This window comes from Streptomyces sp. NPDC092045, assembly GCF_044756005.1.
GTDB lineage: Bacteria > Actinomycetota > Actinomycetes > Streptomycetales > Streptomycetaceae > Streptomyces.
Window position 1 is genome coordinate 660,117 of the sequence record NZ_JBIVSC010000002.1, and the last position, 12,467, is coordinate 672,583.

At 72.1% G+C, this 12,467-nt stretch carries 10 protein-coding genes; 6 read left to right on the plus strand and 4 right to left on the minus strand.

Features of this window, described 5'->3' with window-relative positions:
* Nucleotides 1-85: 85 nt before the first annotated feature.
* Nucleotides 86-895 (minus strand): Fpg/Nei family DNA glycosylase, encoded by an 810-nt coding sequence (locus ACIQKA_RS09760; protein ID WP_383149744.1) that lies wholly within the window; start codon nt 893-895, stop codon nt 86-88.
* Nucleotides 895-1,389, minus strand: coding sequence for a ribose-5-phosphate isomerase (locus ACIQKA_RS09765; RefSeq protein ID WP_383149742.1), 495 nt, complete (start codon nt 1,387-1,389; stop codon nt 895-897). Before ACIQKA_RS09765 ends, ACIQKA_RS09760 begins: the two co-directional genes overlap by 1 nt.
* Before the next feature lie 196 nt (nt 1,390-1,585).
* Between ACIQKA_RS09765 and ACIQKA_RS09770 the strand changes: the two genes are divergently transcribed.
* Complete coding sequence (locus ACIQKA_RS09770; RefSeq protein WP_383149740.1) at nt 1,586-3,022, plus strand: amino acid permease; 1,437 nt, start codon at nt 1,586-1,588, stop codon at nt 3,020-3,022.
* A 68-nt stretch (nt 3,023-3,090) separates the two neighbouring features.
* On the opposite strand, the gene ACIQKA_RS09775 is transcribed toward ACIQKA_RS09770, so the two are convergent.
* Entirely contained in the window at nt 3,091-3,681 is a 591-nt protein-coding gene (locus ACIQKA_RS09775) for a biotin transporter BioY (RefSeq protein ID WP_383149738.1), read from the minus strand.
* Nucleotides 3,682-3,942: 261 nt separating this feature from the next.
* On the opposite strand from ACIQKA_RS09775, the gene ACIQKA_RS09780 reads away from it, so the two are divergent.
* The 3 genes from ACIQKA_RS09780 (at nt 3,943) to ACIQKA_RS09790 (ending at nt 7,825) form a co-directional block, all read left to right on the plus strand.
* On the plus strand, nt 3,943-5,328 hold the full coding sequence (locus ACIQKA_RS09780) for an amino acid permease (RefSeq protein WP_391092770.1): 1,386 nt from the start codon (nt 3,943-3,945) through the stop codon (nt 5,326-5,328).
* Between the two features lie 270 nt (nt 5,329-5,598).
* Nucleotides 5,599-7,011: an amino acid permease gene (locus ACIQKA_RS09785; protein ID WP_383428788.1), complete on the plus strand. Its 1,413-nt coding sequence runs from the start codon at nt 5,599-5,601 to the stop codon at nt 7,009-7,011.
* Between the two features lie 169 nt (nt 7,012-7,180).
* Nucleotides 7,181-7,825, plus strand: coding sequence for a superoxide dismutase (locus ACIQKA_RS09790; RefSeq protein ID WP_366374701.1), 645 nt, complete (start codon nt 7,181-7,183; stop codon nt 7,823-7,825).
* Nucleotides 7,826-7,955: 130 nt separating this feature from the next.
* Here the strand turns inward: ACIQKA_RS09790 and ACIQKA_RS09795 are convergent, their stop codons facing one another.
* Nucleotides 7,956-8,591 (minus strand): DsbA family protein, encoded by a 636-nt coding sequence (locus ACIQKA_RS09795; RefSeq protein WP_383149733.1) that lies wholly within the window; start codon nt 8,589-8,591, stop codon nt 7,956-7,958.
* A gap of 148 nt (nt 8,592-8,739) precedes the next feature.
* Here ACIQKA_RS09795 and pepN point away from each other — a divergent pair, with 148 nt between their 5' ends.
* Nucleotides 8,740-11,289, plus strand: coding sequence for an aminopeptidase N (pepN, locus tag ACIQKA_RS09800; protein ID WP_391092768.1), 2,550 nt, complete (start codon nt 8,740-8,742; stop codon nt 11,287-11,289).
* Between the two features lie 173 nt (nt 11,290-11,462).
* Nucleotides 11,463-12,467, plus strand: coding sequence for a hypothetical protein (locus ACIQKA_RS09805; protein ID WP_383428794.1), 1,005 nt, complete (start codon nt 11,463-11,465; stop codon nt 12,465-12,467).

Sequence of the window (12,467 nt, forward strand, 5' to 3'; positions counted from 1 at the left end):
TCTCGTCGATCGGGCCGGATCGGCGAGACACCCCTGGGGGCCGTCCGGCCCCGATCCGCCGACCGCGCCGCCCCGGGAGGGGGCCCTAGCGGGTCTGGCAGCCCGGGCACCAGAAGAGGTTGCGGGCGGCCAGGTCCGCCGTGCGGATGTCGGTGCCGCAGACGTGGCATGACATCCGGGCGCGCCGGTAGACGTACACCTCGCCGCCGTGGTCGTCGACGCGCGGCGGGCGGCCCATCGCCTCGGGGGTGTGCTCGGGCCGTACGGTGTCGATGCGGTTGAGCCGCACGCCCTCGCGCATCAGGACCGCGAGGTCGGCCCAGATCGCGTCCCACTCCCGCTTCGTGAGGTCCTTGCCGGCCCGGTACGGGTCGATGCCGTGCCGGAAGAGGACCTCGGCGCGGTAGACGTTGCCGACGCCGGCGACGACCTTCTGGTCCATGAGGAGGGCGGCGACGGTGGTGCGGGACGTGGAGATCCGGCGCCAGGCCCTGTCCGGGTCGTCGCCGTCGCGGAGCGGGTCGGGGCCGAGCCGGTCGTGGATCGCCCGCTCCTCGGCGTCGGTGATCAGGGCGCAGGTGGTGGGGCCGCGCAGGTCGACGTACGACTCGGGGTTCGCGAGCCGCAGCCGCACCGTGTCGGCGGGCGGCGGGGCGGGGGCGTCGCCGAAGGCCACCTTGCCGAAGAGGCCGAGGTGGATGTGGACCCGGCCCCGGCCGCCGAAGCCCAGGAAGAGGTGCTTGCCGTGGGCCTCGGCGGTCTCCAGGACGGCGCCGTCGAGCAGGGCGGCCGAGTCGGCGAACCTGCCCTGCGGGCTGGAGACGCGCACGGGCCGGCCGCCGAACCGCTCGCGGTGGTCGGCGGCCAGCCGGTGGACGGTGTGCCCCTCGGGCATCAGGCGGTCGGCTCCTGCGGGTGGTGGGCCGGGATCGGGGGGAGCTCGCCGGTGTTCTCGTAGGCGGTGAGCATGTCGATCCGGCGGGTGTGGCGCTCGTCACCGGAGTACGGGGTGCTGAGGAAGATCTCGACGAACTTGGTCGCCTCTTCCCGGGTGTGCATCCGGCCGCCGACGGAGATCACGTTGGCGTTGTTGTGCTCGCGGCCGAGGGCGGCGGTCTGCTCGCTCCAGGCGAGGGCGGCGCGCACCCCCTTCACCTTGTTCGCGGCGATCTGCTCGCCGTTGCCGGAGCCGCCGATGACGATGCCGAGGCCGTCCGGGTCCGCGGCCGTCCTCTCGGCGGCGCGCAGGCAGAACGGCGGGTAGTCGTCGAGGGCGTCGTAGACGTGGGGGCCGCAGTCGACGGGCTCGTGGCCGTGGGCCTTCAGCCACTCGACGAGGTGGTTCTTGAGTTCGTAGCCGGCGTGGTCGGAACCGATGTAGACGCGCATGGTGCCGAGTGTGGCACGTCCGGACCGGGGTAGTGGGCAGCGGGGTCGGGACCTTCGCCCGGCCTGGTACGGACCTTCGCCTCTCGCGCGGCCGTCCGTGCAACGATCCGGAATAGGGGCTTCCGATCAGCCCCTTCGGCGGGGTTGAATGCCCGGGCTCGCGACCCGAGCGACCCCCACACACGAGGAAGCGTCCATGAACACGCAACCGACCCTGACGAAGGACGACGGCCCGACCGGCACCACCGGGACGCCCGCATCCTCCGACGGTCTCAAGGCCGGTCTCAAGAACCGCCACCTCTCGATGATCGCGATCGGCGGCGTCATCGGCGCCGGCCTCTTCGTCGGCTCCGGCTCCGGCATCGCCGCCGCCGGCCCCGCGATCCTGCTCTCGTACGCGCTCGTCGGCACCATGGTCGTCTTCGTGATGCGGATGCTGGGCGAGATGGCCGCCGCCCGGCCGTCCTCCGGCTCCTTCTCGGCCTACGCGGACCAGGCCCTCGGCCGCTGGGCCGGCTTCAGCATCGGCTGGCTGTACTGGTTCTTCTGGGTCGTCGTGCTCGCCGTCGAGGCGACCGCGGGCGCGGTGATCCTGGAGAGCTGGGTCCCGGCCGTCCCGCAGTGGGCCTGGGCGCTCATCGTGATGGTGGTGCTCACCGCCACCAACCTCGCCTCGGTCGCCTCCTACGGCGAGTTCGAGTTCTGGTTCGCCGGCATCAAGGTCGTCGCCATCGGCGCCTTCGTCGTCATCGGCCTGCTCGCGGTCTTCGGCGTGCTGCCCGGCTCGGACAACCCGGGCGCCGGGTTCGCGCACCTCACCGACGCGGGCGGCTTCTTCCCGATGGGCGCGGGCGCGATCCTCACCGGTGTGCTGATGGTCGTCTTCTCCTTCATGGGCAGCGAGATCGTCACCCTGGCCGCCGGCGAGTCGGAGGACCCGCAGCGCGCGGTCACCAAGGCCACCAACAGCGTGATCTGGCGGATCGGCGTCTTCTACCTGGGCTCGATCTTCGTAGTCCTGACCCTGCTGCCGTGGAACGACGGGTCGATCGTCGAGAAGGGCTCGTACGTCGCCGCCCTCGACTCCATCGGCATCCCGCACGCCGGTCAGGTCATGAACGTGATCGTCCTGACGGCCGTCCTGTCCTGCCTGAACTCGGGCCTCTACACCGCCTCCCGGATGGCCTTCTCGCTCGGGCAGCGCGGTGACGCGCCGAAGGCCTTCGCCCGCACCACCGCGCGGGGCGTGCCGCGGGCGGCGATCCTCGGCTCGGTCGTCTTCGGCTTCGTCGCGGTCTTCTTCAACTACAAGTGGCCGGACACCGTCTTCGCCTTCCTGCTGAACTCCTCCGGCGCGGTGGCACTCTTCGTCTGGCTGGTCATCTGCGTGACCCAGCTGCGGATGCGCGGCATCATCCTGCGCGAGTCCCCGGAGAAGCTGGTCGTGCGGATGTGGCTCTTCCCATACCTGACCTGGGCGACGATCGGCATGATCGTCTTCGTCCTCGGCTACATGATCTACGACGGCGGCGGCGCCCGGGAGCAGGTCGTGCTCTCGCTCCTGGTGGCCGCGCTGGTGGTCGCGGTCGCGCTGGTCCGCGAGCGGATCGGCAAGTCCTCCGCGAAGTCCTGACCGCTTCCGCGCACACGTGAAAGGGCCCCGGCGCACTCCGCCGGGGCCCTTCCGCGTGCCGTGCGGGCTCAGCCCTTGCGGCCGGCGAGCTTCCAGGCGGCCGGGAGGACGCCCATCGCGAGGGCGGCCTTGAGGGCGTCGCCGACGAGGAACGGAGTGAGGCCGGCGGCGACGGCCTGGCCGAAGGTCATGCCGGTGGCGAGGGCCAGGTAGGGCACGCCGACGGCGTAGATGATCACGGAGCCGAGCGCCATCGCGCCGGCCGTGCGGAGCACCGAGCGGTCGGCGCCGCGGCGGGCGAGGGCGCCGACGACGGTGGCGGCCAGGAGCATCCCCAGGACGTAGCCGAAGGACGGCATCCCGTAGCCGGAGGTGGCCTGGGCGAACCAGGGCACGCCAGCCGCGCCCGCCACCGCGTACAGGGCGAGGGCGAGGAAGCCGCGGCGGGCGCCGAGGGCGGTGCCGACGAGCAGGGCGGCGAAGGTCTGGCCGGAGACCGGGACCGGGGAGCCGGGGACCGGGACCGAGAGCTGCGCGGCGAGGCCGGTGAGGGCGGCGCCGCCGACGACGAGGGCGATGTCGCGGGCGCGACTGGCCGGGACCAGGTCGGCGAGGACGATGCCCGGCCGGAGGGAGCGGGCGGGGGCGGCGATGCTCATCGGTACTCCGCGGGGGTGAGGGTGGAGGGACAGGTCGACGCTATGCCAGGGGTGAACGCCCGATCACCGTCAGCAGCCGACAAAGCCGGAGCCAGCCGCTTCATGGAGTTCCGACAAAGGACGGTTTTCACACCGGGCGCCACGTGACCCTTGTCACTGGCAACTCGCTGGGAGACGCCCCTTTTGCGCCGGAGGGAGGTCAACGGAGAGACTGTGGAGTCTCCATAAAGCACCACCTCCCGAGAGCACGAGCCCCTCATCATGCCCGACGCCCCGCCGCCCTCTCCGCCCACCGAACCGGAGCCCCTCTCCCACGGTCTGAAACAGCGTCACCTGACGATGCTGGGGCTCGGCGGGGTGATCGGCGCGGGGCTCTTCGTGGGGTCGGGCGCCGGGATCGCCGTCGCCGGGCCGGCCATCGTGCTCTCGTACCTGATCGCGGGCGCGCTCGCGATGCTGGTGATGCGGATGCTGGGCGAGATGTCGGCGGCGATGCCCGCGTCGGGCGCCTTCTCGGTGCACGCGGAGCGGGCGCTCGGCCGCTGGGCGGGCTTCTCGGTGGGCTGGCTGTACTGGTTCCTGCTGGTCGTGGTCCTCGCCGTGGAGGCGACGGGCGCGGCCCGGATCGCGCACGGCTGGGTGCCGGGGGTCCCGCAGTGGGGCTGGGTGCTCGTCTTCATGGTCGTGTTCACCCTCGCCAACCTGGCGGCGGTGAAGAACTTCGGCGAGTTCGAGTTCTGGTTCGCCGCACTCAAGGTCGGCGCGATCGTCCTCTTCCTGGTCCTGGGCGTCCTCGCGATCGCGGGATGGCTCCCGGACACCGATCCGGTCGGGCTCGCGAACCTCACCGGGCAGGGCGGCTTCCTGCCCAACGGCTGGTCGGGGGTGGTGTCGGGGGTGCTCGCCGTCGTCTTCGCCTTCGGCGGCCTGGAGGTCGTCACGATCGCGGCGGCCGAGTCGGACGACCCGGCGCGGAACGTGGCGCGGGCGGTGCGCAGCGCCGTGTGGCGGATCCTGCTCTTCTACGTGGGCTCGATGCTGGTGATCGTGACCCTGTTGCCGTGGACGTCGATGGAGCCGGGCGAGTCGCCGTACGTGGCGGTCCTGGACGCGATCGGGGTCCCGGCGGCGGGCCAGATCATGAACGTGGTGGTGTTCGTGGCGCTGCTCTCGGCGCTCAACGCCAACCTGTACGGCTCCTCGCGGATGGTGTTCTCGCTCGCCGAGCGCGGGGAGGCGCCGCGGGGGCTCCTGAAGGTCTCGGGCGGAGGGGTGCCGCGCCGGGCGGTGCTCGCCTCGGTGGCCTTCGGCTTCGTCTCCGTGCTGCTCAATCTGAAGTGGCCGGACTCCGTCTTCCTCTACATGCTCAACGCGGTCGGCGCGGTGCTGCTCTTCGTGTGGGGCCTGATCGCGGTCTCGGAGCTGCGGCTGCGGCGCCGGATCGAGCGGGAGGCGCCGGAGACGCTGACGCTGCGCATGTGGGGCTTCCCCTGGCTGACGTGGGTGGCGCTCGCGGCGATGGGCGCGGTGCTCGTCCTGATGCTGTACGACGACGGCGCGCGGCCGCAGGTGCTGTGGTCGGCGGCGGCGACCGGCGCGGTGCTGCTCGTGGCGTGGGTGCGGGAGCTGCGGGCGGGACGGGACTGAACGCGGACCGGGGCTGAACGCGGACCGGGCCCGGGCGGGGAGCGGACCCGGGCGGGGAGCGGACCCGGGCGGGGCGGGAGCGCGTACGGCCGGATCGGGGACACGTACGGGCCGGGTCGCGTGGCACGTGAGGGCCCCGCACGAAACGGAACCGAATCTTCACCTTGTGTGAAGCCCGTGCCCGTATAGCGGACACCGGTTCCCCCTCAGCGGTGGGCCCGCCCAGACTGTGGCCCGTTCCCCCGTCCCAGCCAGTGAACAGGGCGGCCCATGTCCCGGACCACCGCGCCCGCGCCCGTCGACCGCGAGGACGACGGCGCGGCCCCCGCCGAGGGGCTCTCCCACGGCCTCAAGCAGCGCCACCTCTCGATGATCGCCCTCGGCGGCGTCATCGGCGCCGGCCTCTTCGTCGGCTCCGGCGCCGGCATCGCCGCCGCCGGCCCCTCCATCGTCATCGCCTACGCCCTCTCCGGCGTCCTCGTGATGCTGGTGATGCGGATGCTCGGCGAGATGTCCGCCGCGAACCCGGCCTCGGGCTCCTTCTCCGTCCACGCCGAGCGCGCCTTCGGCTCCTGGGCGGGCTTCACCTCGGGCTGGGCCTTCTGGTTCCTGCTCTGCGTCGCCGTCGGCCTGGAGGGCATCGGCGCGGCGAAGATCATGACCGGCTGGTTCCCCGGCAGCCCCGAGTGGGCCTGGGTCGCGCTCTTCATGCTGGTCTTCTGCGTCACCAACCTGGCGGCGGTGAAGAACTTCGGCGAGTTCGAGTTCTGGTTCGCCGCCCTCAAGGTCGGCGCGATCGTCCTCTTCCTGGGCGTCGGCGTCCTCGCGATCACCGGTCTGCTGCCCGGCGCGGACGCCCCCGGCACCGCCAACCTCACCGGCGACGGCGGCTTCTTCCCGCACGGCTCCGAGGGCCTGATCGTGGGTCTGCTCGCCTCGGTCTTCGCCTACGGCGGCCTGGAGACCGTCACCATCGCGGCGGCCGAGTCGGAGCACCCGGTGCAGGGCGTCGCCAAGGCCGTCCGCACGGCGATGTGGCGGATCGCGCTCTTCTACATCGGCTCCATGGCGGTCATCGTCACCCTGGTGCCGTGGGACGACGCGGCGGTCGTCGAGAAGGGCCCGTACGTCGCCACCCTCGACCACCTGGGCATCCCGGGCGCCGGCCAGATCATGAACGTGGTCGTGCTCGTCGCCCTGCTCTCGGCGATGAACGCCAACGTCTACGGCGCCTCCCGCATGGCCGGCTCGCTGGTCGCGCGCGGCCAGGGCCCGAAGGCGCTCGGCCGCACCTCCGGCGGCGTCCCCCGTCCGGCCGTGCTCGCCTCCTCCGTCTTCGGCTTCGGCTGCGTGCTGCTGAGCTACTGGCGGCCGGACGACGTCTTCGTCTGGCTGCTGAACACCATCGGCGCGATCATCCTGGTCGTCTGGTTCTTCATCGCCGCCTCCCAGCTGGTGCTGCGCCGCCGCACCGAGCGCGAGGCGCCCGGGAAGCTGGTCGTGCGGATGTGGGCCTTCCCGTACCTGACGTGGGTGGCGCTGGCCGGCATGGCGGCGGTCTTCGTCCTGATGGCCCGCGAGGAGGGCACCCGGGTGCAGCTGTACTCGACGGGCGGCCTGACCCTGCTGCTCGCCGCCGTCGGCCTCGTGCGGCAGCGGGCGGCGCGGAACCGCGCCTCCTGACCCCGCCCGCACCGACGGGAGACCCCCGGACCACACCCGGTCCGGGGGTCTCTCCATGCCCGGACACGGGACCTAGGACGAAGGGCTGATCAACTTCCGTGCGCACCTACTGTTAGCCTGCACCTGCATACAGGTTGCAATAAGCAGGAGCAGTCGAAGGGCCGGGCACATGCCGATCTACACACTTCCCGAGCTGCCGTACGACTACGCGGCGCTGGAGCCGGTGATCAATCCGCAGATCATCGAGCTGCACCACGACAAGCACCACGCGGCTTACGTCAAGGGCGCGAACGACACCCTGGAGCAGCTGGAGGAAGCCCGCGACAAGGACCAGTGGGGGTCGATCAACGGGCTGGAGAAGAACCTCGCGTTCCACCTCTCGGGCCACATCCTCCACTCCATCTACTGGAACAACATGAACAGCCCGAAGGAGGGCGGCGGCGGCGAGCCGCTGGCCGCCGACGGCGTCGGCGACCTCGCGGACGCGATCACCGAGTCCTTCGGCTCCTTCGCGAAGTTCAAGGCCCAGCTGACCAAGGCCTCCGCGACCACCCAGGGCTCCGGCTGGGGCGTCCTCGCCTACGAGCCGATCAGCGGCCGCCTCATCGTCGAGCAGGTCTACGACCACCAGGGCAACGTCGGCCAGGGCTCGGTCCCGATCCTGGTCTTCGACGCCTGGGAGCACGCCTTCTACCTCCAGTACAAGAACCAGAAGGTCGACTTCATCGAGGCCATGTGGCAGGTCGTCAACTGGCAGGACGTGAACAAGCGCTACCACGCCGCCAAGGCCTCGGTCCCGCTGATCTCCTTCTGACCTCCCGCCGGCCGGCGGCCCCGTCGTCCTGCTCGTGATCGTCTTCTCAACCTTCACGTGCGGGCGGAAGGAGGAAGAACCCCCGCGATGACGTGAGTCGCGGGGGTTCTTCTGTGCCTGCGGGCGGTGGCTACTCGAAGCTCGGCGCCGCCGTCCGGGTGCGCTTGATCTCGTAGAAGCCCGGCGTCGCCGCCACGAGCAGCGTGCCGTCCCACAGCCGGGCCGCCGCCTCGCCGCGCGGGGCCGGGGTGACGACCGGGCCGAAGAAGGCGACCTCCTCGCCGTCCGGGCCGGGCACCGCGATCACCGGGGTGCCGACGTCCTGGCCGACCTTGTCGATGCCCTCCTTGTGGGAGGCGCGCAGCTCGGTGTCGTACGTGTCCCTGTCGGCGTACTCCACCAGGTCCTCGGGCAGGCCGACGTCCTTCAGGGCGCCGACGACCGCCTCGCGGGTCGGGCCCTCGCCCTTGTCGTGGAAACGGGTGCCGAGCGCGGTGTAGAGCCTTCCGACGACCTCGTCGCCGTGCAGCTCGCGGGCGGCGATCACCACGCGGACCGGGCCCCAGGCCTTGGTCTCCAGCATCTCCCGGTACTCCTCCGGGAGCTCGTCGAGCCGGTCCTCGTTGAGCACGGCCAGGCTCATCACCTTCCAGCGCACGTCGACCGGGCGCACCTTCTCCACCTCCAGCATCCAGCGGGAGGTCATCCAGGCCCAGGGGCACAGCGGGTCGAAGTAGAAGTCTGCGGTGGTCCTGCTCTCGGACATGTCACTCCTCGGTACGGCCGCGGAAGGAAGGAGGCGGTGCGCCGAAGGGGAAGAACGCCACGGACCCGGACGGGCATTCCCGTGTACCGGGCGACAGGGGCACATGGGAGGATCGGTGCTGTTTCGAACGTGCCACGAAGGAGTGACCGTGCCCGGTGAGAATCTGTCCCGCGACGAGGCCCACGAGCGGGCGGCGCTGCTGTCCGTCGACGGGTACGAGGTCGCCCTCGACCTGCGCTCGGCGGTCGGCGAGTCCGACGAGGCGGTGCGCACCTTCCGCTCGGTGACGACGATCCGCTTCCGCCGCACGGGGACGGGCACGAGCACCTTCGCGGACCTGATCGCCCCGTCCGTGAACGCGGTGACCCTGAACGGGCGGTCGCTGGACCCGGCGGAGGTCTTCGACGGGGCGCGGATCGCGCTCGACGGCCTGGAGGACGAGAACACGCTCGTCGTGGACGCGCGGTGCGCCTACAGCCGGACCGGCGAGGGCATGCACCGCTTCGTCGACCCGGAGGACGGCGAGGTCTACCTCTACACGCAGTACGAGCCGGCCGACGCCCGCCGGGTGTACGCCAACTTCGAGCAGCCCGACCTGAAGGCGCCGTACCGCTTCTCGGTGACCGCGCCGGAAGAGTGGACGGTCTGGTCGAACGGCGCCGGGGAGCGGGACGCCGAGGGGGTGTGGCGGTTCGCGGAGACGGCGCCGATCTCCACGTACATCACCTGCGTGGTCGCCGGTCCGTACCACTACGTGACCGACACCTACCGGCGCGGGGACCTGGAGATCCCGCTCGGGGCGATGTGCCGCAAGGGGCTCGCGAAGCACTTCGACGCGGACGACGTCTTCCTGATCACCAAGCAGGGCTTCGACTTCTTCCACGACAACTTCGACTACCCGTACCCCTTCGGGAAGTACGACCAGGCCTTCGTCCCCGAGTACAACCTCGGCGCGATGGAGAACCCGGGCATGGTGACCTTCCGCGAGGAGTACGTCTTCCGGGGCAAGGTCACGCAGGCCTCGTACGAGGCGCGGGCCAACGTCGTCCTGCACGAGATGGCGCACATGTGGTTCGGCGACCTGGTCACCATGGTGTGGTGGGACGACCTGTGGCTGAAGGAGTCCTTCGCGGACTTCATGGGCTCCTTCGTGAACGCCGAGGCGACCCGCTTCACGAACAGCTGGGTGACCTTCGCCAACAACCGCAAGTCCTGGGCGTACCGCGCCGACCAGCTCCCGTCCACCCACCCGATCACGGCCGACATCCGTGACCTGGAGGACGCCAAGCTGAACTTCGACGGCATCACGTACGCCAAGGGCGCCTCGGTGCTCAAGCAGCTCGTGGCGTACGCCGGGCGGGACGCGTTCCTGGAGGGCGCGCGCCGCTACTTCAAGCGCCACGCGTACGGGAACACGCGCCTGGGCGACCTGCTCGCGATCCTGGAGGAGACCTCCGGGCGCGACATGAAGGGCTGGGCGAAGTCCTGGCTCCAGACCTCGGGCGTGAACGTCCTCGCGCCGGACGTCACCTACGACGCCGAGGGCCGGATCACCGAGCTCGCCGTCCTCCAGGAGGGCGACGAGCTCCGTCCGCACCGGACGGCCGTGGGCCTCTACCGGCTGGACGCGGACGGCTCGCTCACCCGGTACGCGCGGGCCGAGGCGGACGTCACCGGCGCCCGCACGGTCGTGGCCGGGCTCGCGGGCGAGGAACGGCCCGACCTGGTGCTCGTCAACGACGACGACCTCACCTACTGCAAGATGCGCTTCGACGAGGGCTCCCTCGCCACCCTGCGGGAGCACCTCGGCGACGTCACCGACCCGCTGGCCCGCGCGCTGTGCTGGTCGGCGCTGTGGAACCTGACCCGCGACGGCCTGATGCCCGCCCGGGACTTCGTCGCCGTCGTGCTCGCCTTCGCGGGCCGCGAGACGGAGATCGGCGTCCTCCAGATGGTGCACGCCTGGACGAAGTCGGCCGTCACCCTGTACGCGGACCCGGAGTGGCGCGAGGAGGGCGGCCGGCTGCTCGCCGAGGGCGGGCTGCGCGAGCTGCGGGCGGCGGAGCCGGGCAGCGAGCACCAGCTGACCTGGGCGCGGTTCTTCGCGGCGGCGGCCTCCTCGGACGCCGATCTCCAGCTCCTGGAGGGGCTGCTCGACGGTACGGCGCGGATCGACGGCCTGGACATCGACCAGGAGCTGCGCTGGGCGCTGCTCTCGCCGCTCGCCGCGCACGGGCGCGCGGACGAGGCCCGGATCGGCGAGGAGCTGGCCCGGGACGACACGGCGACGGGCAAGCGCCACCAGGTGCGGCTGCTCGCCTCGCGCCCCTCGGCGGCGGTCAAGGCGCAGGCCTGGGCGCAGGTCGTGGAGTCGGACGCCCTGTCGAACGCGCTGGTCGAGGCGACGATCGCGGGCTTCGTCCAGCCCTCGCAGCGCGAGCTGATCGCCCCGTACGCGGAGAAGTACTTCGCGGCGATCGAGCGCCTGTGGGCCGAGCGGTCGATCCAGATCGGCATGGACGTGGTCCGGGGCCTGTTCCCGGGGCTCCAGGACGACCCGGCGACCCTGGCCGCCACGGACGCCTGGCTGTCGTCCCACGAGTCGGCCGCGCCGGCCCTGCGGCGCCTGGTCCTGGAGTCCCGCGACGACCTGGCCCGGGCCCTGCGCGCGCAGGAGTGCGACCGCGCGGCGGAGTGACGGACGGCTGAACGCGGCGGGGGTCACGGGCTTCGGCCCGGGCCCCCGCCGCCGTGCCGGCGCGGCACCTCATCGGCATTCGAACGCGCGTACTTTAGGGCGAGCTCGTCCCCAATTGTCGACGAGCGTGTAACAGGGGTTAGGGGAGCCTTCGGAAGCGGAAGACCCCCGGCATGAACCACAACGCCCCCCTCACCCCCCGCCCCCTCCCCCTCTCCTCCCGCACCGGTCGGCCCCGGCGCCTCGCCAGTTCCGACCAGTTGAGGGCGCAGGGCGTCCCCGCCGCCGACGTCGCCGCGCGGTGCCGGCCCGGCGGCTGGCAGCAGGTGCTGCCCGGCGTCTTCCTGCTCCAGCCCGGACCGCCCACCGGCGAGGACCGGCTGCACGCCGCCCTGCTCTACGCCCGCAGGCCCGGGACCCTGCCGCGCCAGGAGCGGGAGGCGATGATCACCGGCCTCGCGGCCCTGACCCTGCACCGCTTCTCCTCCGCTCCCCCGCTCACCGCCCTGGAGCGGATCGACGTCCTGGTGCCGCGCACCCGGCGGCTGCGCTCCACCGGCTGGGTGCGGGTGGTGCGCGCCCCGGAGGCGCCGGAGCCGGTGCTGCTCACGGGCGTCCCCGTCGCCCCGGTCGCCCGCGCCGTCGCCGACGCGGTGGCGGGCCTCTCGGAGGCGGAGGCGGTCCGCGCGCTGCTCACCGAGGCGGTGCGCGGCGGACACTGCGAACCGGGTGTGATCGTGCGGGAGTTGAGCCGGGCCCGGCTGCTCTCCCGGCCGCACGTGGTGGACGCGGTGGACGCGCTGCTCTCCGAGGGGCGCGCGCGCTCCGAGGAGCGGCTGTACGCGCTGGTGCGGGAGTTCGGGCTTCCGGACCCGCTGTGGAACGTGGACCTGCGGCTGCCGGGCGGCCCGCACCTGGGCGGGGTGGACGCCTACTGGCCCGACCAGGCGGTGGCCGTCGAACTGGACACCCGGGCGCCCCGGCAGGACGACGACGAGCTGTGGTCCGAGCACGCCCGCAAGCGGGAGCACCTGGAGCGGCTCGGCATCACGGTCGTCCACCTCACCCCGCGCAAACTGCGCGAGGCGATGGACCAGCAGGCCGCCGTGGTCCGCACGGCCCTGATGGCCGCGCCGGACCGGCACCCCGCCGCGTACGTCGTCGTCCTGCCCCGGTGA

Coding starts and splice junctions, on each gene's coding strand:
- ACIQKA_RS09760 (WP_383149744.1), bottom strand. CDS start 895: ATGCCCGAGGGGCACACCGTCCACCGGCTGGCCGCCGACCACCGCGAG.
- ACIQKA_RS09765 (WP_383149742.1), bottom strand. CDS start 1,389: ATGCGCGTCTACATCGGTTCCGACCACGCCGGCTACGAACTCAAGAAC.
- ACIQKA_RS09770 (WP_383149740.1), top strand. CDS start 1,586: ATGAACACGCAACCGACCCTGACGAAGGACGACGGCCCGACCGGCACC.
- ACIQKA_RS09775 (WP_383149738.1), bottom strand. CDS start 3,681: ATGAGCATCGCCGCCCCCGCCCGCTCCCTCCGGCCGGGCATCGTCCTC.
- ACIQKA_RS09780 (WP_391092770.1), top strand. CDS start 3,943: ATGCCCGACGCCCCGCCGCCCTCTCCGCCCACCGAACCGGAGCCCCTC.
- ACIQKA_RS09785 (WP_383428788.1), top strand. CDS start 5,599: ATGTCCCGGACCACCGCGCCCGCGCCCGTCGACCGCGAGGACGACGGC.
- ACIQKA_RS09790 (WP_366374701.1), top strand. CDS start 7,181: ATGCCGATCTACACACTTCCCGAGCTGCCGTACGACTACGCGGCGCTG.
- ACIQKA_RS09795 (WP_383149733.1), bottom strand. CDS start 8,591: ATGTCCGAGAGCAGGACCACCGCAGACTTCTACTTCGACCCGCTGTGC.
- ACIQKA_RS09805 (WP_383428794.1), top strand. CDS start 11,463: ATGAACCACAACGCCCCCCTCACCCCCCGCCCCCTCCCCCTCTCCTCC.